General features: G+C 71.2%; 21 protein-coding genes and 1 tRNA gene. 12 read left to right on the top strand and 10 right to left on the bottom strand.

Translation table 11 applies throughout. The features are described 5' to 3' along the window. The first annotated feature begins 154 nt into the window (after positions 1–154). The gene (locus tag ACIOEW_RS25210; RefSeq protein ID WP_401966101.1) at positions 155–2,212 is read left to right on the top strand and encodes a tetratricopeptide repeat protein; all 2,058 of its coding nucleotides are present in this window, start codon (positions 155–157) and stop codon (positions 2,210–2,212) included. A 114-nt stretch (positions 2,213–2,326) separates the two neighbouring features. After that, positions 2,327–2,400: transfer RNA gene (locus tag ACIOEW_RS25205), tRNA-Met, on the top strand. A gap of 102 nt (positions 2,401–2,502) precedes the next feature. Here ACIOEW_RS25205 and ACIOEW_RS25200 read toward each other — a convergent pair. The 4 genes from ACIOEW_RS25200 to ACIOEW_RS25185 form a co-directional block, all read right to left on the bottom strand. Continuing rightward, complete coding sequence (locus ACIOEW_RS25200) at positions 2,503–3,624, bottom strand: ABC transporter substrate-binding protein (protein WP_401966099.1); 1,122 nt, start codon at positions 3,622–3,624, stop codon at positions 2,503–2,505. 71 nt (positions 3,625–3,695) lie between these two features. Next, positions 3,696–4,565 (bottom strand): ABC transporter permease, encoded by an 870-nt coding sequence (locus ACIOEW_RS25195; RefSeq protein ID WP_362545384.1) that lies wholly within the window; start codon positions 4,563–4,565, stop codon positions 3,696–3,698. After that, a complete protein-coding gene (locus ACIOEW_RS25190) occupies positions 4,562–5,380 on the bottom strand; it encodes an ABC transporter ATP-binding protein (protein WP_362545381.1) in 819 nt (272 codons plus the stop codon). Before ACIOEW_RS25190 ends, ACIOEW_RS25195 begins: the two co-directional genes overlap by 4 nt. A 209-nt stretch (positions 5,381–5,589) precedes the next feature. Further along, positions 5,590–6,009: a Fur family transcriptional regulator gene (locus ACIOEW_RS25185; protein WP_326738631.1), complete on the bottom strand. Its 420-nt coding sequence runs from the start codon at positions 6,007–6,009 to the stop codon at positions 5,590–5,592. A 187-nt stretch (positions 6,010–6,196) separates the two neighbouring features. Between ACIOEW_RS25185 and ACIOEW_RS25180 the strand changes: the two genes are divergently transcribed. Continuing rightward, positions 6,197–7,648 (top strand): catalase, encoded by a 1,452-nt coding sequence (locus tag ACIOEW_RS25180; RefSeq protein ID WP_401966095.1) that lies wholly within the window; start codon positions 6,197–6,199, stop codon positions 7,646–7,648. 224 nt (positions 7,649–7,872) lie between these two features. Here ACIOEW_RS25180 and ACIOEW_RS25175 read toward each other — a convergent pair whose 3' ends face one another. Beyond that, the gene (locus tag ACIOEW_RS25175; protein WP_362545375.1) at positions 7,873–8,274 is read right to left on the bottom strand and encodes a CBS domain-containing protein; all 402 of its coding nucleotides are present in this window, start codon (positions 8,272–8,274) and stop codon (positions 7,873–7,875) included. Positions 8,275–8,472: 198 nt separating this feature from the next. Next, entirely contained in the window at positions 8,473–9,273 is an 801-nt protein-coding gene (hisN, locus tag ACIOEW_RS25170; protein WP_362545372.1) for a histidinol-phosphatase, read from the bottom strand. 120 nt (positions 9,274–9,393) lie between these two features. On the opposite strand from hisN, the gene ACIOEW_RS25165 reads away from it, so the two are divergent. Next, positions 9,394–10,014 carry a TetR/AcrR family transcriptional regulator gene (locus ACIOEW_RS25165; RefSeq protein WP_401966093.1) on the top strand — a complete coding sequence of 207 codons (621 nt, stop codon included), beginning with the start codon at positions 9,394–9,396 and terminating at the stop codon, positions 10,012–10,014. 31 nt (positions 10,015–10,045) lie between these two features. Here the strand turns inward: ACIOEW_RS25165 and ACIOEW_RS25160 are convergent, their stop codons facing one another. From ACIOEW_RS25160 to ACIOEW_RS25145, 4 genes are all read right to left on the bottom strand, one after another. Further along, positions 10,046–10,369: a multidrug efflux SMR transporter gene (locus ACIOEW_RS25160; protein WP_124716491.1), complete on the bottom strand. Its 324-nt coding sequence runs from the start codon at positions 10,367–10,369 to the stop codon at positions 10,046–10,048. Between the two features lie 228 nt (positions 10,370–10,597). Beyond that, positions 10,598–11,614, bottom strand: a complete 1,017-nt coding sequence (rsgA, locus tag ACIOEW_RS25155) for a ribosome small subunit-dependent GTPase A (protein WP_362545366.1) — start codon at positions 11,612–11,614, stop codon at positions 10,598–10,600. Between the two features lie 3 nt (positions 11,615–11,617). Further along, on the bottom strand, positions 11,618–12,958 hold the full coding sequence (gene aroA, locus ACIOEW_RS25150; protein WP_362545363.1) for a 3-phosphoshikimate 1-carboxyvinyltransferase: 1,341 nt from the start codon (positions 12,956–12,958) through the stop codon (positions 11,618–11,620). Between the two features lie 90 nt (positions 12,959–13,048). Further along, on the bottom strand, positions 13,049–13,762 hold the full coding sequence (locus ACIOEW_RS25145) for a M50 family metallopeptidase (protein WP_401966089.1): 714 nt from the start codon (positions 13,760–13,762) through the stop codon (positions 13,049–13,051). A gap of 65 nt (positions 13,763–13,827) precedes the next feature. On the opposite strand from ACIOEW_RS25145, the gene ACIOEW_RS25140 reads away from it, so the two are divergent. The 8 genes from ACIOEW_RS25140 (at position 13,828) to def (ending at position 21,330) form a co-directional block, all read left to right on the top strand. Continuing rightward, positions 13,828–14,643: an SOS response-associated peptidase gene (locus ACIOEW_RS25140; protein ID WP_362545358.1), complete on the top strand. Its 816-nt coding sequence runs from the start codon at positions 13,828–13,830 to the stop codon at positions 14,641–14,643. Positions 14,644–14,690: 47 nt separating this feature from the next. Continuing rightward, positions 14,691–15,350 (top strand): alpha/beta family hydrolase, encoded by a 660-nt coding sequence (locus tag ACIOEW_RS25135; RefSeq protein ID WP_401966087.1) that lies wholly within the window; start codon positions 14,691–14,693, stop codon positions 15,348–15,350. 284 nt (positions 15,351–15,634) lie between these two features. After that, positions 15,635–16,291 carry a sigma-70 family RNA polymerase sigma factor gene (locus ACIOEW_RS25130; protein WP_018105559.1) on the top strand — a complete coding sequence of 219 codons (657 nt, stop codon included), beginning with the start codon at positions 15,635–15,637 and terminating at the stop codon, positions 16,289–16,291. After that, entirely contained in the window at positions 16,288–16,608 is a 321-nt protein-coding gene (gene rsrA / locus ACIOEW_RS25125) for a mycothiol system anti-sigma-R factor (protein WP_362545352.1), read from the top strand. Before ACIOEW_RS25130 ends, rsrA begins: the two co-directional genes overlap by 4 nt. Positions 16,609–16,712: 104 nt before the next feature. Then, entirely contained in the window at positions 16,713–18,170 is a 1,458-nt protein-coding gene (locus tag ACIOEW_RS25120; protein ID WP_362545349.1) for an HD-GYP domain-containing protein, read from the top strand. Continuing rightward, on the top strand, positions 18,167–19,459 hold the full coding sequence (locus tag ACIOEW_RS25115) for an HD-GYP domain-containing protein (RefSeq protein WP_401966085.1): 1,293 nt from the start codon (positions 18,167–18,169) through the stop codon (positions 19,457–19,459). Before ACIOEW_RS25120 ends, ACIOEW_RS25115 begins: the two co-directional genes overlap by 4 nt. A gap of 90 nt (positions 19,460–19,549) precedes the next feature. Beyond that, complete coding sequence (locus ACIOEW_RS25110; protein WP_362545344.1) at positions 19,550–20,542, top strand: hypothetical protein; 993 nt, start codon at positions 19,550–19,552, stop codon at positions 20,540–20,542. Positions 20,543–20,691: 149 nt separating this feature from the next. Beyond that, positions 20,692–21,330, top strand: a complete 639-nt coding sequence (gene def, locus ACIOEW_RS25105; protein WP_362545341.1) for a peptide deformylase — start codon at positions 20,692–20,694, stop codon at positions 21,328–21,330. The last annotated feature ends 162 nt before the right edge of the window (positions 21,331–21,492 follow it).

The following is a 21,492-nucleotide window of genomic DNA, read 5'->3' as shown; positions in this document are numbered from 1 at the left end:
TTTTTTGTGCAGTCTGCGTGAAGTGCGGTTCGTGGAGCGCGAGTTGGGCACGAGCGTGTTTGACTTGTCTCTCTGTGGGCATGTCGACAAAACGCTGAAGTGACCTCACTGGCCGCGATATACCAGGTGTACGCGGGTTGCGGGTGGTGCGACGATGGTATTTATGGGGGACAGGGCAACTCTGTTGGAGACAGGGCGGTTTGTGCAGCAACGCGTCCATCCGGCGGAAAAAATGGCGGATGTGGCATTTGCTGCTGCGGCCGCGCAGTACAACGACCACATCGAGACCGCCGAGACTGCGGAGTGTGCCGCGACCGTCGAGAGTGCAGAGACCGCAGAGACCGCCGACGGCGTGGAGAACGCCGAGAGTGCGGAGACCGCGGCGAGCGCGGACAACGCCGAGAGCGAGGCGCGCCACCGCCGTGCCGCCGACGCCGGGGACACCGCGTCGATGAGCGTTCTCGGTGCGCTGCTGCTGCGCCGGGGCGACCTGAGCGGCGCCGAGTCCTATCTGCGCGCGGCCACCGCCGACGGCGACCGTGCCGCGGCCAACAACCTGGGCGTCCTCCTGCATCAGCGCGGCTACGCGGACGAGGCTGCCGGCTGGTGGCGAATCGCCGCCGTCGCCGGTTCCGCCGCTGCCGCGCACGCCCTCGGGCGCCACTACCGCGAGCGCGGTGACGAGCCCGGAGCCGAATACTGGCTGCGCCAGTCCGCCGAGCAGGGCCACGCGCTGGGGGCGTACGCCCTGGCCGACCTGCTCGAACACCGCAGCGACGTGGGTGCCGAGCGCTGGCTGCGCGCCGCGGCCGAGCAGGGCCACCGCGAGGCGGCGTACCGGCTGGCGCGCACGCTGGAGCGCAACGCGACGGACGACGCGCACGACGCGTTCGGCCGCCCCGGCCTGGGGCCCCGTACCGGACCCGAGTCCGAGACGGGCGCCGGAGCGCGCGGTGCTGCCGTGCGCAAGGGCGACAGCCCGGTCGCGGGCCCCGACGCGGGACGTGTGGGCGAGGCCGAGCAGTGGTACCGGCAGTCCGCCGCCCGCGGACACCGGCGTGCCGCTCTGCACCTCGGAGCCATCCTCGAACAGCGCGGCGAGCTCAAGGAGGCCGGCCGCTGGTACCTCATCGCCGCCAAGGCCGGCGAGGCGCGGGCCGCCTGTGCGCTCGGCTTCCTGCTGCGCGACGCGGGCGACCAGGAGAGCGCCGCCGTGTGGTGGCTGCGCGCCGCCCAGGACGGCGACGGCAACGCAGCCAACGCACTCGGCGCGCTGCACGCGGCCCGGGGCGAGCAGCAGACCGCCGAGCGCTGGTACCGCGCGGCGATGGACGCGGGCGACGTCAACGGTGCGTACAACCTCGGGCTGCTCTGCGCGGCCCAGGACCGTACGCCGCAGGCCGAGCAGTGGTACCGGCGCGCCGCCTACGCGGGCCACCGCGAGGCCGCCAACGCGCTGGCCGTGCTCCTGCTCCAGGCTGGCGACGCGACGGGTGCGGAGCCCTGGTTCTCCAAGGCGGCCGAGGCCGGCAGCGTCGACGCAGCCTTCAACCTCGGCATCCTGCACGCGGGGCGGGACGAGGACCGTACGGCCCTGCTCTGGTACGAGCGTGCCGCGGCGGCCGGCCACACCGAGGCGGCGCTCCAGGTCGGCATGGCGCTGCTGCACCACGGCCATGAGCGCGAGGCCGAGCGTCATCTGCGCTGCGCGGCGGGCGGCGGCAGTTCGGAGGCCGCCTTCCGGCTGGCCGGGCTGCTGGACGCGCGCCAGCCGCCGCCCGGCCCGCCCGCGCTCGGCGAGCCCATGCCGGACAAGACCGAGTGCGAGGAGTGGTACGAGCGCGCCGCCGAGCAGGGGCACCGCCGCGCCCAGGTGCGCGTCGGCATGCTCGCCGCGGCCCGGGGGGACGTGGAGAGCGCGGCCCGCTGGTACCGGGAGGCCGCCGAGGCGGGCAGCCGCAACGGGGCCTTCAACCTCGGGCTGCTGCTGGCCCGCGAGGGCAGCGAGCGTGAGGCCGCGCTGTGGTGGAGCCGTGCCGCCGACGACGGGCACGGGCGGGCCGCCCTGCGCCTGGCCCTGCTGGCCGCGCGCCGCGGTGAGCTCACCGAGGGGCAGCGGTGGTGTGCGCGGGCCGTCGAGCTGGGGCCCGCGGAGGTCTCGGAGCGGGCCGCGCGGCTGCGCGAGGCGCTGCACCAGGAGCTGACCGCGTAGTGAGTGCGGCGCGGGCTGCGGGGCCTCCCGCCGGCGCCGCGCCCGGCGCCGGCGGGGCCCGGAAAAGGGATTTGCGCTGGTCCAGGGCGTGACGTACTGTGGGGATCACAACGACGCGGGGTGGAGCAGCTCGGTAGCTCGCTGGGCTCATAACCCAGAGGTCGCAGGTTCAAATCCTGTCCCCGCTACTGAAGACAGAGGGCCGGATCCTTTCAAGGATCCGGCCCTCTGTGCATTCCGCCCTCTGTGCATTCGACCCTCTGTGCATGCACCGCACGGGCCGGTCCGACTCAGGGCTTGGGCTTGGGCTTGTGGCCCACCGCCTCCCCGTACATCGCCCGGTCCACGGCCTTGTCCTCCGGCACCGGAGTGCCCTCCGAGACGCCCGAGTCGGCATAGGCCTTCTGCAACCGGTCCGTCGTGCCCTTCCGGATCTCCCAGTCCATCCGCATCGACGGTGTCGACCGCAGGGTGGCCTCGTCGGTCTTCATCAGCCCGGCCAGTTCGGCGACGAAGGCGGGATCGGACTTGTAGTCGTCGGTGAAGTAGGTGTTCACCGTGCGGATGTAGGCACGGAGGAAGGCGACGCCCGCGTCCGGGTCCTTGTTCAGCAGGTTGGGACCGAAGAGCAGCCCGCCGAGCGGTTCTCCCACCGGCTGGCCGCCGAGGAAGGCGTACTTCTTGTCGCCGTCCACCTTCCGCCAGATCGGGTCGAGCAGCCAGGCGGAGTCGACGCCTCCGTTCTGCAGTGCGGTGAGCACGTCCGCGGAGCCGAGCTGCTGGAAACTGATCTTGTCGAGCCCGCCGCCGTGCTTCTTCAGCGAGGTGTCCATCGGGTACGCGATCACCGAGCCCTTGCCGATCATCGTGCCGAGCTTCCGCCCCGCCATGTCCACGTGACCGGCGCTCTCGCCGTCCTTGAGGCGCACCCAGAGACCGCTCTTCGAGCTCGGGTCGGGGGAGAAGTTGCCAGCGACCCACTTGATGGCGAAGCCGCCGTTGATGCCGTTCATCACGGCGGCCTCGGGCGCCGCCCACTGCGCGTCGACGTCCCCCTTGGCGAGCAGGGGCAGGGCGTCCGGGGTGGGGAGCACCTTCAGGGAGACGTCGAGGCCCTCCTTCTCGAACTCGCCCTTGGCGACCGCGACCTGAAGCGGAGCGACATACTCCGCACTCAGGGTGCCGGTGGCGACGGTGATCTTCCGCTTCTTCGCGAGCGCCTGGGCGGCCGGCGCGCCCTTGTCGCAGCGGGCGGGCTTGCGGTCGGGCGCGAGGTCCGAGGGGTCGGTCCAGCTGCCGGCGCCGCAGCCGGCGACGGGCTTGACGGTGCGCGGCGCGGCGTCCGCGGCGTCGGCGCCGTCCGACGAGTCGTTTCCGGCGCAGCCTGCCGCGCCGAGCAGGGACGCGGCCACGAGCACAACGGTGCAGGTGAATGGGGTACGTGTATGCACAGTGCCTCCGTAAGGGGAGCGGGTGGAGCCGTTCACGACTGGCTGCGGCCGCGGTCGCGCGGGGCCCACGGGGTGAGCAGCCGGCCCGCGATCCGCACCACTTCGGAGAAGACGACGCCGAGCAGCGCCACGCAGACGATGCCGACGAACATCACGTCGTTCTGGAACAGGGCGCGGGAGTCGAAGATCAGGTGCCCCAGTCCGTCGGCCGCCGCGATCTGCTCCGAGGCGACGATGACCAGGACCGCCACTCCCGCCGCGATCCGCGCACCGACCAGGACGGCGGGGAGCGAGGCGGGCAGCAGGATGTGCCGGAACATCTGCCAGGGCGAGGCGCCGAACACCTGCCCGGCGTCCCGGTGACCGGCCGGAACGGCGAGCACGGCCGCCATCGTCGAGATCCAGACGAAGAAGAAGACGGTGGTGGCGACCAAGGCGATCTGTGGCCCTTCGCCGAGGCCGAACATGTTGAGGAAGACCGGCAGCAGCGCCAGTTTCGGTACGACGTAGAGGGCGTCGAGCAGCGGTTCCAGCGCGGCCCGGACGAGCGCGAGGGAACCCATCAGCAGCCCGAGGGCGTAGCCCGCGACCGTGCCGATCGCGTAGCCGCCGAGGACCCGTTTGAGCGTGGCCCACACGTCGGGCCACAGGTCGCCGTCGGCCGCGCGGTCCCAGCCGTCCGCGAAGATGGTGGAGGGCGCGGGGTAGACGCGGTCGTCGATCCAGGTCCTGGCGGCGGCCAGCTGCCAGAGCAGCACCAGGAGCAGTGGTACGGCGACGGCGAGCGCGATCTCCAGGGTGCGGCGCCTGCGGTGGGTGCGTACGGGATGGAGTTCCTGCGGCCCCGGCCTGCGGACCAGGACCTGCTCATCGACGGTGGTGGACTTCACGGCTGTGCTCATACTGCGGCCGCCTCTCCGCTGACCTCGCCGCGCAGCAGTTCCCACAACTCGCTCTTCAGCGCGGTGAACTCGGGCTGCGAGCGGATGTCGCCGGTGCGCGGCCGGGCGAACGGCGGCCGGTGTTCGGCGATGATCCGGCCCGGTCTGGCGGACATCACCAGCACCCGGTCCCCGAGCACGATCGCCTCCTCCAGGCTGTGGGTGATGAACAGGGTGGTGGTGCGGGTGGTCTGAGTGAGGTCCAGCAGTTCGTCCTGCATGATCGTGCGCAACTGGGCGTCGAGCGCGGCGAACGGCTCGTCCATCAGCAGGATCTCGGGCTCGACGGCGAGTGCGCGGGCGATCGCAACCCGCTGGCGCATCCCGCCGGAGAGCTCGGCCGGATAGGCGCCCGCGAAGTCGGCGAGCCCCAGCCGGGCCAGCCAGTCGCGTGCTCCGGCATCGGCCACCCGGCGAGGAACGCGCTGGATGTCGAGGCCGAAGCGGACGTTGGCGAGAACGGTCTTCCAGTCGTGGATCCCGTAGTCCTGGAAGATCATCGCGGCCGGGCGGGGCGACGTCGTACGGATGGACAGCTCACCGGCGCTGGGGCGCAGGAGTCCGGCCGCGATTCTCAGCAGGGTGGACTTGCCGCAGCCGGACGGTCCGACGATGCAGGTGAACTCGCCCGGCGCGATGTCGAGATCGACGGGGCCGAGGGCGGCCAGGGCCCGGGTGCCGCGCCCGAAGGAGCGGGACAGGGAGCGGGCGCGGAGTTTGGGGGCGGTGGTCGGTGGCGCGGTTGCCTGGGGTGGGTTCGGGTGCGGGTCTCCCACGGGTCTCTCCTCGTGCACATCGAGGTGCACAGCCGTCGCGGGGGCGGCTGTGATCGCCGATGACGATATGACGACCCGTCAGATTCGGGAAGGGGGTGCGCGGGGAACGCGTGGGCGGGGACTCGTCCCGGGAGCGCCCGGGCCCGCACGAAAACGCCCTCACCGGGACGTCGGGTGAGGGCGGGGGGGGGAGGCGGGGGTGCTTGGGGTCAGGCGGCCGCGGCGCAGTTCGGGCAGATGCCGCGGTACGTCATCTCGACGCCGGAGATCATGAAGCCGAAGCGCTCGCCTGCCGGCAGGTCCGCGAGCGGGTCACCCGCCGGGTGTACGTCGCGGATGGCACCACACTTCGCGCAGACCAGGTGGTGGTGGGGGCGGTGTGCGTTCGGGTCGTAGCGCTTGGCCCGGCGGTCGGTGGAGACCTCGATGACCTCGCCGAGGGTCACCATCTCGCCCAGGGTGTTGTAGACGGTGGCGCGGGAGATCTCGGGCAGCTTGGCGACGGCCCGTGCGTGGACCTCATCGGCGGTCAGGTGCACGTGATCCCCGTCGAGGACCTCGGCCACGACGCGCCGCTGTGCAGTCATGCGCCAGCCGCGTCCGCGAAGTCGTTCCAGCAGGTCACTCATGGGGGCAAGCCTAACAGTGGCGGGAGTCGGGTTCTGAACAGGTGTGGCTTTAGAGCTCACCTTGACTTGGACTTAGTCCATTGTAGGATCGGATACGACATAGGCCAGGGACAGGCTGTGCTCGCCATGACGAACGTGCGGGAACGAACGGCATGACGAATGCGCAGGAACGACGCAGGAGGCGCACGTGACACAGGGACCGCTCACGACGGAGGCCGGCGCACCGGTCGCCGACAACCAGAACAGCCAGACCGCGGGCGTCGGCGGTCCGGTTCTGGTGCAGGACCAGTCGCTGCTGGAGAAGCTTGCGCACTTCAACCGTGAGCGCATTCCGGAGCGCATCGTGCACGCCCGGGGCGCCGGCGCGTACGGCACGTTCACGCTCACCCGTGACGTCTCGCAGTGGACGCGTGCGAAGTTCCTCTCCGAGGTCGGCAAGCAGACCGAGACCTTCCTGCGCTTCTCCACGGTCGCCGGCAACCTCGGCTCGGCCGACGCGGTGCGCGACCCGCGCGGTTTCGCGCTGAAGTTCTACACCGAGGACGGCAACTACGACCTCGTCGGCAACAACACCCCGGTGTTCTTCATCAAGGACGCCATCAAGTTCCCCGACTTCATCCACACCCAGAAGCGCGACCCGTACACCGGCTCGCAGGAGGCGGACAACGTCTGGGACTTCTGGGGTCTGTCGCCCGAGTCCACTCACCAGGTGACCTGGCTCTTCGGTGACCGGGGAATCCCCGCCACGCTGCGTCACATGAACGGGTTCGGATCGCACACCTACCAGTGGAGCAACGAGGCCGGCGAGGTCTTCTGGGTCAAGTACCACTTCAAGACCGACCAGGGGATCAAGAACCTCACCCAGGATGAGGCGAACAAGCTCGCCGGTGAGGACCCGGACAGCCACCAGCGCGATCTGCGCGAATCCATCGAACGCGGCGACTTCCCGTCCTGGACCGTGCAGGTCCAGATCATGCCGGCGGCCGAGGCGGCGACCTACCGCTTCAACCCGTTCGACCTCACCAAGGTGTGGCCGCACGCGGACTACCCGCCGATCGAGATAGGCAAGCTGGAGCTCAACCGGAACCCGGAGAACGTCTTCGCCGAGACCGAGCAGTCGATCTTCAGCCCCGCACACTTCGTGCCCGGCATCGGTCCGTCCCCGGACAAGATGCTCCAGGGCCGCCTCTTCGCGTACGGCGACGCGCACCGCTACCGCGTCGGCATCAACGCCGACCACCTGCCGGTCAACCGCCCGCACGCCACCGAGGCGCGGACCAACAGCCGTGACGGGTACCTGTACGACGGCCGCCACAAGGGTGCGAAGAACTACGAGCCGAACAGCTTCGGCGGGCCGGTCCAGACCGGCCGCCCCCTGTGGGAGGCCACCCCGGTCACGGGCGGCACGGGTACCCACGAGGCGCCGAGCCACGCCGAGGACGACGACTTCGTGCAGGCCGGGAACCTCTACCGGCTCTACTCCGAGGAGGAGAAGAGCCGGCTGATCGACAACCTCGCCGGGTTCATCGCGAAGGTCTCGCGCGACGACATCGCCGAGCGCGCGATCAACAACTTCCGCCAGGCCGACGGCGACTTCGGCAAGCGGCTGGAAGCGGCCGTGCAGGCCCTGCGCGGCTGAGACCGGCCACGCCCGCGGGGTGGGGCAGTGAATCCGCTGCCCCACCCCGCGTTTTCGTGCGCGCTCCCGTCACAGGGCGAGCCGGTGCGCCACGCTGCCCCGTGCCGACGTGCAGCCGGTGGCCAACGACGGTCATCGACGCCCTTCGGGCGGGCGTGGCGGCGCTGGACCGGCCGGCTCCCCTGCGCGGGTGGCCGGCCGTTCGCCCGTAGGGCCCGCGGCCCTCAGCCGACCAGCTCCACCGGGTGGCGTCTGGCCGGTGCCCAGCAGCGGATGATGTCGCGCACCGAGACGATGCCGACCGGCCCGTCATCGTCCAGCACGATCAGATGCCGGAAGCCGCCATGTGTCATGGCCTCGGCAGCCTCCTCCAGGGTCCAGGTGGGTGCGGCGAAGACCACATCGGTCGTCGTGTGGGTGGAAGCGGTCTCCACATCGGGGTCCTGCCCCGATCCGACCGCGTTGAGGATGTCGCGCTCGGTGATGATGCCGAGTCCGCAGGTGTCCGGATCGTGGACGACGGCTGCTCCGATCCGGCGCGCCGACATCAGCCGGGCTGCCTGACGGAGGGTATGGGCCGGGCCGATGGTGAGGACCATCGTGCTCATGGCGTCTCGGACGAGCATGAAGGGAGCCACCTCCTTCGTGAAGCGACTCTGTGAGCCGATTCACAAGTTCACAAGTGGGGGGACTCTCAGAGTTGCACCGATGAGGGGCGGCAACAAGGGGGAGCGAAGATCGTTCGAGGGGCGTGCGGTGGTGCGGCACGCCCCTCGAAGGTCCCGTATGCCTGCTCAGGCCCGGACAGCCCCTTGCGACACGGGTCAGTAGCGCTGGTTCAGGTAGCCGAGCAGTTCGTGGTGGAGTGTTCCGTTCGAGGCCGCGGCATTTCCGCCGCCCGGTCCGCTGACCCCGTCCAGGCTGGTGAACCGGCCCCCCGCCTCCTGGACGATGATCGCGTTGGCCGCCATGTCCCAGAGCGAGAGCTCCGGCTCGGCGCAGATGTCGACCGAACCCTCGGCGACCATCATGTACGGCCAGAAGTCCCCGTATCCACGGGTGCGCCAGCAGGCCCGGGTCAGGTCCATGAAGCCGTCGAGCCGGCCCTGCTCCTCCCACCCGCTCAGTGAGGAGTACGCGAACGAGGCGTCCGCGATCCGCTCCACCTTCGACACATGCAGACGGGTCGCGGAGGTCAGGCTCCGGCCGGAGAACGCCCCCGCCCCCTTGGCCGCCCACCAGCGCCGCTGCAGCGCGGGCGCGGACACCACGCCGACCACCGGCTGGTACCCGTCCTCGCCGGCTTCCATCAACGAGATCAGCGTCGCCCAGACCGGCACGCCGCGTACGTAGTTCTTGGTGCCGTCGATCGGGTCGATCACCCAGCGGCGCGGACCCGTCCCCTCGAGCCCGTACTCCTCGCCCAGGATCGCGTCGCGCGGCCGTGCCCGATGGAGGTGCCCGCGGATCAGCTCCTCGGCGGCCTTGTCGGCCTCGCTCACCGGCGTCATGTCCGGTTTGGTCTCGACCTTGAGGTCCAGAGCCTTGAACCGGTCCATCGTCGTCGCATCGGCGGCGTCCGCCAGCACGTGGGCGAGGCGCAGATCATCGTGGTAATCGGGCATGCCGTCACAGTATCCACCGCCGGTGAACGGAGCCACAGGGCCCCGGAGGCTGCCAGGGCCCTTGACAGTGCGGAGGAGCGCCTCAACTCTGAAACGCAGACCTCGGTGGGGGAGGCGGCGATGCCGACAGCGCGGGACGTACTGCTGGACGCGGCCCACAGGGCTCTGGTGGCCCGGCCCTGGCACGACGTGCGGATGGTCGACGTGGCCGCGGCCGCCGGGGTGTCCCGCCAGACGCTCTACAACGAGTTCGGCAGCAAGGACGGACTGGCCCGGGCCCTGGTCCGGCGCGCCGCCGACAGTTATCTGGCCGGTGTCGAACGGGCGTTGGGGTCCCCCGGCGGAACGGGCGACAGGCTGGCCGCCACCGCCGCCTGGACGGTGCGTGCCGCGCGGGGGAACGCCCTGGTCAGGGCGTTGCTCACGGGCTGCTGGGGTGAGCGGTTACCCCACCCCGCAGCCTCGGTGCGGCGCTCCGCGTCCGCCGTGCCGGCCCAGCGCCGGGCGGATGCCGGATCACCGACCTCCGCCGAACTACTGGGCAAGGTCAGGGATCGTGCGGTGGCCGCACTGGACGAGGGGCGCCCGCCTCACGACCGGGCGGCCCTGGCCATGGTGTGCGAGCTCGCTCTGCGGCTCGCCCTGTCCTACGCGTTGGTACCGCCGCCTGCGGGCGTGGCGGGGGACGGGGTGCCGCTGGTACGGGACGTCGTGGACCGGCTGCCGGACGTGGCGGCCTGAGCGGTGGGGGAGCCGCCGGCGGGGCGGACCGTCAGTGGGACGAGCCGGAGAGCTGGAGCCCGATCACGCCGAGGATCACCAGCGAGATCGAGACCAGTTTGAGCGTGGAGACGACGTCGTCCAGGAAGACCATGCCGTAGATCGCGGTGCCCGCCGCGCCGATGCCGGTCCACACCGCGTAGGCGGGCCCGACGTCGAGCTTCTTCAGCGACATGGTCAGCAGGCCGAAACTGCCGAGGGCGAAGATGCAGAAGGCGATGGTCGGCCAGAGCCGGGTGAAGCCGTGCGAGAGCTTGAGGCAGACCGCGAAGCCGGTCTCCAGAAGTCCCGCGACCACGACCAGCAGCCACGCCATCGTCAGTGCCCCTCCCGCGTAGGTGACCGCCTTGTACCGCTGGGTGTGATTATGCACTTACCAACGGCGGGTGATCGCAAACGTGGCGGGGCCAGTCGTCTTCCCGTCGCTCCGGGTGAATACAGGGCCCCTGGATGTCTGCTGGACGCAGGGGCTCCTGGACACCGAGGCTCCTGGATGCCTCCTGGACACGGGTGCCCCGGGACCCCGGGGCCCGGGACGCCGGGGTCAGTCGCCTTCGCGTCGTTCCCGCGTGGAAAGCAGCCGGCGCAGCGAATCCAGCCGTGCCGGATCGGCGTGCCCCGCCGCCACCCAGGCGTCCAGCGCACATTCCGGCTGCTGGCTGTCATGGGTGCAGCCGCGCGGGCACTCCTCGGTGCCGGGCTGCAGGTCCGGGAAGGCGTTGATGACCCGGGACGGGTCGATGTGGTGCAGGCCGAAGGAGCGGACACCGGGGGTGTCGATCACCCAGCCCCGGTAGTCCGGCAGCGGGAGCGCCAGCGCCGACGTGGTGGTGTGGCGGCCTCGTCCGGTGACCGCGTTGACGACCCCGGTGGTACGGCGCCTGTCCTTCGGTACGAGGGCGTTGACCAGCGTGGTCTTCCCGACACCGGAGTGCCCGACGAAGGCGGTCACCCGGTCGTGCAGCTGCTCGCGGACCCGCTCCGCCGCGTCGCCGTTCTCCAGCTCCTCGCGGTTGGTGACGATGAACGGCACGCCCAGCGGGGTGTACGCCTCCAGGAGCTTGTCCGGGGAGGCCAGATCGGACTTGGTCAGCACCAGGAGGGGGGAGAGCCCGCCGTCGTACGCGGCGACCAGGCAGCGGTCGATCATGCGGGGGCGGGGTTCCGGGTCGGCCAGCGCGGTGACGATCGCCAGCTGGTCGGCGTTGGCCACCACCACCCGCTCGAACGGGTCGTCGTCGTCCGCCGTCCGGCGCAGCACCGAGCGGCGCTCGCCGATCCGGACGATCCGGGCGAGGGTGTCCTTGTCGCCGGTCAGATCGCCGACGATGGAGACGGTGTCGCCCACCACCGCGGCCTTGCGGCCCAGCTCACGGGCCTTCATCGCGATGACCGTGCGGCCCTCGACGAGGCAGGTGAGGCGGCCGCGGTCCACGGTGAGGACCATGCCCTCCTCGGCGTCCTCGTGTTTGGGACGGATATGCGTACGAGGCCGGTTGCCCTTGCGGTTGGGGCGGACCCGGATGTCGTCCTCGTCGGGGTTCTTGCCGTAGCGGCGCATGTCTCAGGCCCCGAGCATTCCGGTCCACATCTGCGGGAAGTCGGGCAGGGTCTTGGCGGTCGTCGCCACGTTCTCGATCTCCACTCCGGGGACGGCAAGGCCGATGATCGACCCCGCGGTGGCCATCCGGTGGTCGTCGTACGTATGGAAGGTACCGCCGTGCAGCGGTCGCGGCCGGATGTGGAGTCCGTCCGCGGTCTCGGTGACGTCGCCGCCCAGCTCGTTGATCTCCTTGGTGAGCGCGGCCAGCCGGTCCGTCTCGTGCAGCCGCAGATGGGCGACACCGCTCAGCGTGGAGGGGGAGTCGGCCAGGGCCGCGACGGCCGCGATGCCCGGCGTCAGCTCGCCGACCTCGCCGAGGTCGACGTCGATGCCGTGGATCCGGCCCGAGCCGGTGAACGTGAGCCCGTGCTCGGTCAGCTCGCAGCTGCCGCCCATCGCGGTGAAGATCTCGCGCAGCGCGTCGCCGGGCTGCGTGGTGCGCAGTGGCCAGTCCGGAATGGTGACCCGGCCGCCGGTGACCAGTGCCGCGGCCAGGAACGGCTGGGCGTTGGAGAGGTCCGGTTCCACGGTCAGGTCACGGCCGAGCAGCGCCGAGGGGGAGACCCGCCAGACGTTCGGCTCGCCGCCCGTCTCCGGCTCGTCGACCTGGGCGCCGACGGCCCGCAGCATGTCGACGGTCATCCGGATGTGCGGCATCGAAGGGAGCCGGGAGCCGGTGTGGCGTACCTCAACGCCCTGGTTGAAGCGGGGCGCCGACAGCAGCAGCGCCGAGACGAACTGGGAGGACGAGGAGGCGTCGATCGCCACCGGTCCGCCGTCCAGCGCGCCGCCGCCGTGCACGGTCATCGGCAGGGAGCCGCGGCCGTCGTCGTCGATCCGGGCGCCGAGCACCCGCAGGGCGTCGATCACCCCGGTCAGCGGGCGCTCGTAGGAACGGGGGTCGCCGTCGAAACGGACCGGCCCGTTGGCCAGGGTCGCCACCGGGGGCAGGAAGCGCATGACCGTACCGGCGTTGCCCACGTCGACGGTCACCGGGCCGTGCAGGCCGGCCGGGATGACCCGCCAGGCCTCGCCCGAACCGTCCGGGCCGCCGGCGACGGACGAGCTGGAGGACACCGTCTCCTCGATGCCGACGCCCATCGCGCGCAGCGCCTCGGCCATCAGCAGGGTGTCGCGGGAGCGCAGCGGGCGGCGCAGCCAGCCGGGCTCGGAGGAGAGCGCGGCGAGCACCAGCGCGCGGTTGGTGACCGACTTCGATCCGGGCACGGTGACGGTCGCGTCGACGGCTCCGCTCGCGTGAGGGGCGGGCCAGAGGGCGGGGTGCACGGAACTTTCGGTCATGGAGCTCACTTTAGTGGCTCATCGCAAACCAGGATTTTGATCAAAAGCAACGAAATCGGCGCGTAATGCAGGAGTGATAGGGGATGAAGGTCACAGACCCAGCAGCCAGCGGCCGCCGCCGATGAGTGAGCAGAGCGACACCGCATGGAACAGGAACAGCCACAGCGCGGCCGGCACGTCCGTCAGCCGGGCCAAGTGGTCCGCGTCCGAGTCCGGTGCTCCGCCGTGCCTCCGCTTGGACTGCAGCTCGAACGCCGGACGCACGCCGCCCAGCAGCAGGAACCAGACCGCGCTGTAGGCGAACAGTGACTGCCAGGCGGGCGAGGCCAGCCATGACATCAGCAGGAAGAGCGAACCGGTGAGGATCACCGTCAGCGCCCCGTACACATTGCGGATCATCACCAGCATCACCGCGAGCAGTGCCGTCGCCACCCACAGCAGTAGCGTGATCCGGCCGTTCACCAGCAGCCAGGCACCGCCCAGTCCCAGCAGCGAGGGGGCGGTGTAGCCCGCCGCCGCGGTCAGGACCATGCCGATCCCGGTCGGCTTGCCGCGGCTCACCGTCAGTCCGCTGGTGTCCGAGTGGAGGCGGATGCCCGAGAGCTGCCGTCCGGTGAGCAGGGCGACGAGTCCGTGGCCGCCCTCGTGGGCGATGGTGATCGCGTTGCGGGACAGCCTCCATATGAAGTTCGGTACGACGGCGATGAGCGCCGCCGTGGCGGTCACCACGACCAGCCACTGCTCCGGGGCGGGCTGGGTGCCGACGATGCGTTCCCACAGATTGCCGAGATCGGTGCTGTCCATGGCGTGGGCGGCTCCTTGCGGTATTGGCATCCGGTCGGGATGACGATCGTGGCAGTCTGGCACTTATGTGCGGACGGTATGCAGCGAGTCGGCGGCCCGAGGATCTGACCGGACTCTTCCAGGTGGAGAAGTGGGAACCGGCCGAGACGCTCGAACCCGACTACAACGTGGCGCCGACCAAGGAGGTCTACGCCGTACTGGAACGTCCGGTGAAAGACGCTGATGACCAGCGTCCGGTTCGCCAGCTGCGCGCCCTGAAATGGGGGCTCGTCCCCTCCTGGGCCAAATCCCCTGAGGGCGGCGCCCGGATGATCAACGCCCGCTCCGAGACGATCCACGAGAAGCCGTCCTTCCGCCGCCCCTTCGTCTCCCGGCGCTGCATCCTGCCGGCCGACGGCTATTACGAGTGGGTGACCGGTACCGAGGAGCGGCAGCTGGAGGAGAAGGGCCGCAAGAAGCGCCCCCGCAAGCAGCCGTACTTCGTGACGCCCGCCGACGGATCGGTCTTCGCCATGGCCGGTCTGTACGAGTTCTGGCGCGACCGGACGCTGCCGGACGACCACCCCCAGGCCTGGTGGGTCACCTGCTCGGTGATCACGACCGAGGCGGAGACGAGCCCGCTCGCCGTCGCGCCCGCCGAGGGGCCGGCCGCGCTCGCCGACATCCACCCCCGGATGCCGCTGATGCTGACCCCGGACCGCTGGGACGACTGGCTGGACCCCTCCCGCACCGACGTCGAGGAGCTGCGGGGCCTGCTCACGCCCCCGCCCGGCGGCCTGATGCGGGCCTATCCGGTGGCGACCGCCGTCAGCAACGTCCGCAACAACGGCCCCGAGCTGCTGGAGGAGCTGGCGGCGCCCGAGGTGAGCACCCTCTTCTGACACCGGGAATGCGCCGGTACCGGCCCGGCCGGACCGGTCTTGGTTGGATGGCTGCTGTGAAACCCACCGGCACAGCACCCCGCACCGAGACGGTCGACACCGACACCGGAACCGCCCGGATCACCTGGGCCCCCGCACGCAAACCGCGCCTCCTGCTCGCGCTCGGCCACGGCGCCGGTGGCGGCATCGAGGCCCGCGACCTGCGGGCCCTGGCCGCCGCGCTGCCCGCGCACGGGGTGAGCGTCGCCCTGGTGGAGCAGCCCTGGCGGGTCGCCGGGAAGAAGCTCGCGCCCGCCCCGAAGACCCTGGACAGCGGCTGGCGCGGCCTGTGGCCGGCGCTGACTGCACCAGGGCTTCCGGTCGTCGCCGGCGGGCGCAGCGCCGGGGCCAGGGTGGCCTGCCGCACCGCGGCCGGGCTCGGCGCCCGCGCGGTTCTCGCGCTCAGCTTTCCGCTGCACCCTCCGGGCCGTCCGGAGAAGTCCCGCGCGGACGAACTCCTGGCCGCCGGCCTCCCCACGCTCGTCGTCCAGGGCGGCAACGACCCGTTCGGCAGGCCCGCCGAATTCCCTCCGGGGGAGTACCGGATGGCCGAGGTGCCGCACGGGGACCATGGCTTCGCCGTACCGAAGAAGTCGGGGCTGACCGAGGTTCAGGCCATGGAGATCCTCACCACGTCCGTGACCGGATGGCTGGCCGGAATCGGCTGAACCGGTACTGGTTCCGGAGCCGGGAATGTTGGACGGGGGGCCACTGTTGTTCGGGACGTCGGTACACCAACGTCGTATGTGGAGAGGGAGTCCGTCGCATGGGTTCGACCATCTGCCCGCGTCGCTCGAACGTCGCTGACCTGGAGTGGACGGTGCTGCATGCGGCCAAGACCACTCCCGAGCGGGCCATGAGCGGATCGGATCGACAGCCCGCGTCGGACCAAGGTCGACTATTCTCCGATTCGAGCGGGTCCGGTTTCGGCTCCGCCACAGCGTTGGAGGAGGTGGGTCCGGTCACTGGGACCGACACAGGGACCGACGACGGCCGCCCGCAGGAGACGACCGCCGAGCGCAACGCGCGTTTCGAGCGCGACGCCCTCGGTTTTCTGGACCAGATGTACTCGGCCGCGCTGCGCATGACGCGCAACCCCGCGGACGCCGAGGACCTGGTCCAGGAGACGTATGCCAAGGCGTACGGCTCCTTCCACCAGTTCCGTGAGGGCACCAACCTCAAGGCGTGGATGTACCGCATCCTCACGAACACCTTCATCAACTCGTACCGCAAGAAGCAGCGCGAACCCCAGCGCAGTGCCGCCGAGGAGATCGAGGACTGGCAGCTTGCCCGTGCCGAGTCGCACATGTCGACCGGTCTGCGCTCCGCCGAGTCCCAGGCCCTCGACCATCTGCCCGACTCCGATGTGAAGTCTGCGCTGCAGGCGATCCCCGAAGAGTTCCGCATCGCGGTTTATCTTGCCGATGTAGAGGGCTTTGCCTACAAGGAGATCGCGGACATCATGGGGACTCCCATCGGTACGGTGATGTCCCGACTGCACCGGGGCCGCCGTCAACTGCGCGGCATGCTGGAGGACTACGCCCGTGACCGCGGGCTCGTCCCGGCGGGTGCCGGTGAGTCGGACGATCGGAAAGGCTCGGGCTCATGAGCTGCGGAGAGCCGCACGAGACGGAGTGCGCTGAGGTCCTCGATCACCTCTACGAGTTCCTCGACCGGGAGATGCCCGACAGCGACTGCACCAAGTTCGAGGTGCACTTCGGCGAGTGCTCCCCCTGCCTGGAGAAGTACGGTCTGGAACAGGCCGTGAAGAAGCTGGTCAAGCGCTGCTGCGGTCAGGACGACGTGCCGTCCGACCTGCGCTCGAAGGTGATGGGGCGGATCGACCTGATCCGGTCCGGGCAGGCGGTGCCGGACCAGGACGTCACGGTCTCCGACACCGAGCTGCCGGCCGCAGCCAAGGACTGACGCATCACCCGAACGTGCTAATCGCAGCCGTCGGCACTCAGCCGGGACGCCCAACTCGCTAGCCTGACGCCTTCATTGGCGATGCTGGGGGGCGGGCGGAACGGGTGAGAGCCACACGCGGCGCGGCGCGGGCGTACATCCTGGCCGTCGCGCTCGGCGCCGCCCTGTGTGTCCTGCCCGCGCTGCGTCCCGGCGCGGGCACTCCGTGGACCACCCTCGGACTGCTCGCCGGGCTCTACCTCGTCTGCGAACTGCCCGGCCGCTGCCCCTTCTTCGGCAGCTCCGTGCCGATCAGTGCCGGATCGTTCTTTCCCCTGCTGCTCGTGGCGGCCTTCCTGCTGCCGCCTTCGGCCGCCGCGCTGGTGGCGATCCCGGGCTCACTCGTCGGCAGGGTGGAGAAGCCGCCCGCCACCGCGCGCCGGATCTGGCGGGCCGGCCAGCTGCCCGTCACCGTCTGGGCGGCCTCGTCCGTGCACTCCCTGCTCGGCGGTCCCGCAGCGCTCGGCGGCCCGGGACCCGGCCGGCTGCCCGACCTCCCGTACGCCCTGCTGCCCGCCTGCGCTGCCGCGCTGGCCTTCAGCCTCGTACTGACCCTCCTGGACGGGTCCATCCTCGCCGCAGCCGAACAGCTGCCCCTGCGACGGGCCTGGAGCGGGCTGCTGCCGCGCTCGCTGGGACCGCACCTGGTGCACGGCCTCGCCGGGCTGATGATGGCGATCCTGTGGAACAGCTCGTACGGGCCGCTGGCCGCGCTCTTCGTGCTGCTGCCGATGTACATCTCCTGCTGGGTCTTCGCCCAGTACCACCGCGAACACGCCGCGCACCGCGCCACGATCAGGGCCCTGGTGCAGGCCGTCGACATCAAGGACACCTACACCAGGGGGCACAGCGAGCGGGTGGGACACGCGTCCGTGCTCATCGCCCAGGAGCTGGGCATGGCGCAGGAACGGATCGAGGTGCTCCGGTTCGCCGGGATCCTGCACGACGTCGGAAAGCTCGGTGTGCCGACGCGGGTTCTGCGCAAGGACGGGCCGCTGACGCCGGAGGAACGCCGGGTGATCGAGCTGCACCCGGAGTACGGGCACGAGATCGTCCGCGGCATCGGCTTCCTCGGTGAGGCACGGGCCGCGATCCTGCACCACCACGAACGGCTCGACGGCAGCGGGTACCCGTACGGGCTGACCGGCCGTGGGATCCCCGAGTTCGCCCGCGTCGTCGCCGTGGCCGACGCGTTCGACGCGATGACCTCGACCCGCTCCTACCGGCCGGGCCGCCCGGTGCCGGTCGCCGTGGCGGAGCTCAAGCGGTGTGCCGGCACCCAGTTCGATCCGCAGATGGTACGGGCGCTGGCGCGGGGTCTGGAACGGCACGGGTGGTCGGGGGCGGCGACGGCCGTGACGGCGGACGAGGCGCGGGTCCCGCTGCCGCGGGCAGAGGGCGCGGGCGGGGCCCGGAGCAGGGGCGCCGGGGCCGTCCGGGGGCCGGCCTGTCCCCAGTCGCCGGACGGGCTCGACACGGGTGCGTCGCGTTCGCCGTCAGGGCTGCCGGACCGCCCCCGGTGAGCCCGAGGTGGGTACGGCTGCCGCCCGTCGTCCTGGCGGTGCGCGGCGCCGCCCTCGCGCTCGCCGCCGCCGGGCTCGGGCACACCCTCTGGCACGGCGTCCGTGAACCCGGTCACGCCCTCGCCTTCGGGGTACTCGTCACCATCGGTGAGCTGGCCCGCTGGGGCGCCCAGCCGGGGGAGCGGGAGCCCGCGCCGCTCGGTGCCGCCGGCGCACTCGCGTACGCCCTGCTCGGGAGCAGTGGCGGGGAGCCCACCAGCCACGGGGCACTCCAGGTGATCGCCGTGCTCGTCGCGGCGCAGCTCGTCGCCTCCGTGCCCCATGTCGCGCGCGGCAGCGGGCCCGGCCCCGACCAGGTGGCCCGCCGGATCGTGACCGTCGCGTTCGCGGCTGTCTGCTTCCAGCCGCTGTACAACTCCGGCCGTTCCGCGAGCTGGTTCGGCGACGGCCCGTACTACGCGGCCTTCCTGCTCGTGCTGCTCGGCCTCACCGCCCTGTGCGACGCCGTGCTGGGCGCCCTGCTGCTGCGGGCCCGCACACTGCCGCGCAGCCTCCGTGCGGTGGGCGCCACCCCCGTCCCGTACGGGCCGCTGCTCCGCGACGAGCTGAGGGCGCTGAGAGGCATCGGATCGGCGGTCTGTGCGACCGGTGCGGTGATGGCGCTCGGGGTCGCCGTCGCCGGTCTGTGGGCGCTGCCCGTCCTGTGCGTACCGCTGCTGCTCACGCAGGTGTCCTTCCGCCGGTTCGCCGCCGTGCGCACCACCTACCGGCAGACCATCGCCTCGCTGGCCCGGTCCACCGAGATCGCCGGGTACACCCCGCACGGCCACGCCCGCAGGGTCGCGGCGCTCTGCACGGCCGTCGGGCGCGAGATGGGTCTCTCCGGGCCCGAGCTCACCGTCCTGGAGTACGCGGCGCTGATGCACGACATCGGCCAGCTCTCGCTCGTCGATCCGGTGCCGGCCGGGGCGACCGCCGCCCTGCCGGCCGCCGAGCAGCGCCGGATCGCCCTGCTGGGGGGTGCGGTGGTCCGGCAGACCGGGGTGGACACCGAGGTCGCCGTAGTCGTGGAGCAGCAGGCGGACCCCTACCGCGAGCAGCCGCTGGCCGCCAGGATCGTCCGGGCGGTCAACGCATACGACGACCTGTGCGGGGAAGGTCTCAGCGGGCCGCTCGGCGCACTGGAACAGCTCAGGCTCGGGACCGGCCGCGATTACCAGTCCCAGGTCGTGGAGTCGCTCGCCAGGGTTCTGGCCAGGGGCGGTCTGACCCCCGTCCCGCCTGGGTAACCCATGGGTAATGAGCGGGCGTCCGGCCGGGCATGGTTGGATGCGAAGAGAGCGGAAAACGAGGGTGTCCAGTCGGGACAGGCGGGAATCGTGAGGATCTTCGGGAAGGTACGGCATCGGCCCTCCGCCTCTTGGCGGCAGGCCACGGACCGCGCGTTCACGCTGATCGGCGACGGCCGGTACGAGGACGCGGGCGCACTGCTGACGCGCGCGGCGGATTTGGAGCCCTGGCTCTCCGAGTCGTGGTTCAACCTGGCGCTGCTGCACAAGTTCCGGCACGACTGGGAACAGGCGAGGGCCGCGGGCCTGCGGGCTGTCGCGCTGCTGGACAAGCAGTCCGGCGCCCCCGACTGGTGGAACGTCGGGATCGCCGCCACCGCGCTGCAGGACTGGCCGCTGGCCCGCCGGGCCTGGCAGGCGTACGGGCTGAAGGTGCCCGGCGGCGGGCAGCAGACACCGGCGTCCAACAGTGAGCCCGTCGGCATGGAGCTGGGCAGCGCGGCCGTGCGGCTGTCGCCCGAGGGCGAGGCCGAGGTCGTGTGGGGCCGCAGGCTGGATCCGGCACGGATCGAAGTGCTGTCGATCCCGCTGCCGTCGTCCGGGCGGCGCTGGGGCGAGGTCGTGCTGCACGACGGGGTCCCGCACGGCGAGCGGATCACCGCGGCCGGGCCCTCGTACCCCGTGTTCGACGAGATAGAGCTGTGGGCCCCGTCTCCCGTCCCCACCTGGGTGGTGCTCCTCGAAGCGGCCACCGAGGAGGACCGGGACGCGCTGGAGCAGCTGGCGTCCGACGCGGGCTTCGCCGCCGAGGACTGGTCGTCGTCCGTCCGCCTGCTGTGCCGGGCCTGTTCGGAGAGCCGGATGGAGAGCGACGAGGGCGACGGCGAGCACCTCGACCCGCACGACCACAGCGAGCCGGGCCATCCCGGCCCGCTGGGCCACCGCACCGCCGGCGAGCTGTGGGTGCCCGAGCGTGAGTGCGGTCTCGCGGCCCCTGCGGGGCTGGTGCGCGGGCTGCTCGACGGCTGGGTGGCGGACAGTCCGGACAGCCGTGAGTGGCGGGATCTCGAAGAAGTCTGCTGACAGCTGCCCTTACGACCTCATCCACGATTGGCAGCGGCGTCGCGGGAGGTCGTTAGGCTGTACGCGCACCGATTCCGGTGCTCGGGTGCCCGGGTTCTCGCGAGCCGCGGATCCCGGGGTTCAGGTTGTGAGGAAGGCGTACGGCGGACATGGCGCAGCAGGAGACGGACGAGCAGATCAGCGTCGACGAGGAAGGTTTCCTCATCGACACCGAGGACTGTGAGGCGCGTGAGGCGGCACACCGCGAGCGCGGCACCTCCCGCCCGATCACGGTCGTGGGCAATCCGGTCCTGCACAAGGAGTGCAAGGACGTCACCGCGTTCGACGACGAGCTGGCCCAGCTGATCGACGACATGTTCGCCAGCCAGCGGACCGCGGAGGGCGTGGGCCTGGCCGCCAACCAGATCGGGGTCGACCTCAAGGTCTTCGTCTACGACTGCCCGGACGACGACGGGGTCCGGCACACGGGCGCCATCTGCAACCCGGTGCTCGACGAGCTGGCGCCCGAGGAGCGCGTCCTGGACGACTCCAACGAGGGCTGCCTCTCGGTCCCGACGGCGTACGCCTCGCTGGCCCGCCCGGACTACGCGGTGGTGCGCGGCCAGGACGCCAAGGGCAACCCGGTCAAGGTGCGCGGCGACGGCTACTTCGCCCGCTGTCTCCAGCACGAGACGGACCACCTGTACGGCTACCTGTACATCGACCGGCTCTCCAAGCGCGACCGCAAGGACGCGCTACGCCAGATGGCGGAGAACACCCCCCGCTACGAGATCGTCCAGAACGACTGATCCGGCCGGAACGCGCATGCTGCGAGGGGCCCTGTCCCGGTACGCCGGGGCGGGGCCTCTGCCGCTTTCCATGACCGTCAACTCGCCTTCTTCTGCGCACAGTTGACGCGCGTCGACTCGTCCGACAGGCTGTCGCTCCACACCTTCACCGCATAGGGAGCC

The organism is Streptomyces sp. NPDC087901, assembly GCF_044742205.1.
GTDB lineage: Bacteria > Actinomycetota > Actinomycetes > Streptomycetales > Streptomycetaceae > Streptomyces.
This window is presented reverse-complemented; position numbering and strand designations above follow the sequence as displayed.

Excerpts from the sequence above, each read along its gene's own strand:
- ACIOEW_RS25210 (WP_401966101.1), top strand. The coding sequence starts at position 155 with ATGGTATTTATGGGGGACAGGGCAACTCTGTTGGAGACAGGGCGGTTT.
- ACIOEW_RS25195 (WP_362545384.1), bottom strand. The coding sequence starts at position 4,565 with ATGAGCACAGCCGTGAAGTCCACCACCGTCGATGAGCAGGTCCTGGTC.
- ACIOEW_RS25185 (WP_326738631.1), bottom strand. The coding sequence starts at position 6,009 with ATGAGTGACCTGCTGGAACGACTTCGCGGACGCGGCTGGCGCATGACT.
- ACIOEW_RS25175 (WP_362545375.1), bottom strand. The coding sequence starts at position 8,274 with ATGCTCGTCCGAGACGCCATGAGCACGATGGTCCTCACCATCGGCCCG.
- hisN (WP_362545372.1), bottom strand. The coding sequence starts at position 9,273 with ATGCCCGATTACCACGATGATCTGCGCCTCGCCCACGTGCTGGCGGAC.
- ACIOEW_RS25165 (WP_401966093.1), top strand. The coding sequence starts at position 9,394 with ATGCCGACAGCGCGGGACGTACTGCTGGACGCGGCCCACAGGGCTCTG.
- ACIOEW_RS25160 (WP_124716491.1), bottom strand. The coding sequence starts at position 10,369 with ATGGCGTGGCTGCTGGTCGTGGTCGCGGGACTTCTGGAGACCGGCTTC.
- rsgA (WP_362545366.1), bottom strand. The coding sequence starts at position 11,614 with ATGCGCCGCTACGGCAAGAACCCCGACGAGGACGACATCCGGGTCCGC.
- aroA (WP_362545363.1), bottom strand. The coding sequence starts at position 12,958 with ATGACCGAAAGTTCCGTGCACCCCGCCCTCTGGCCCGCCCCTCACGCG.
- ACIOEW_RS25145 (WP_401966089.1), bottom strand. The coding sequence starts at position 13,762 with ATGGACAGCACCGATCTCGGCAATCTGTGGGAACGCATCGTCGGCACC.
- ACIOEW_RS25140 (WP_362545358.1), top strand. The coding sequence starts at position 13,828 with ATGTGCGGACGGTATGCAGCGAGTCGGCGGCCCGAGGATCTGACCGGA.
- ACIOEW_RS25135 (WP_401966087.1), top strand. The coding sequence starts at position 14,691 with ATGGCTGCTGTGAAACCCACCGGCACAGCACCCCGCACCGAGACGGTC.
- rsrA (WP_362545352.1), top strand. The coding sequence starts at position 16,288 with ATGAGCTGCGGAGAGCCGCACGAGACGGAGTGCGCTGAGGTCCTCGAT.
- def (WP_362545341.1), top strand. The coding sequence starts at position 20,692 with ATGGCGCAGCAGGAGACGGACGAGCAGATCAGCGTCGACGAGGAAGGT.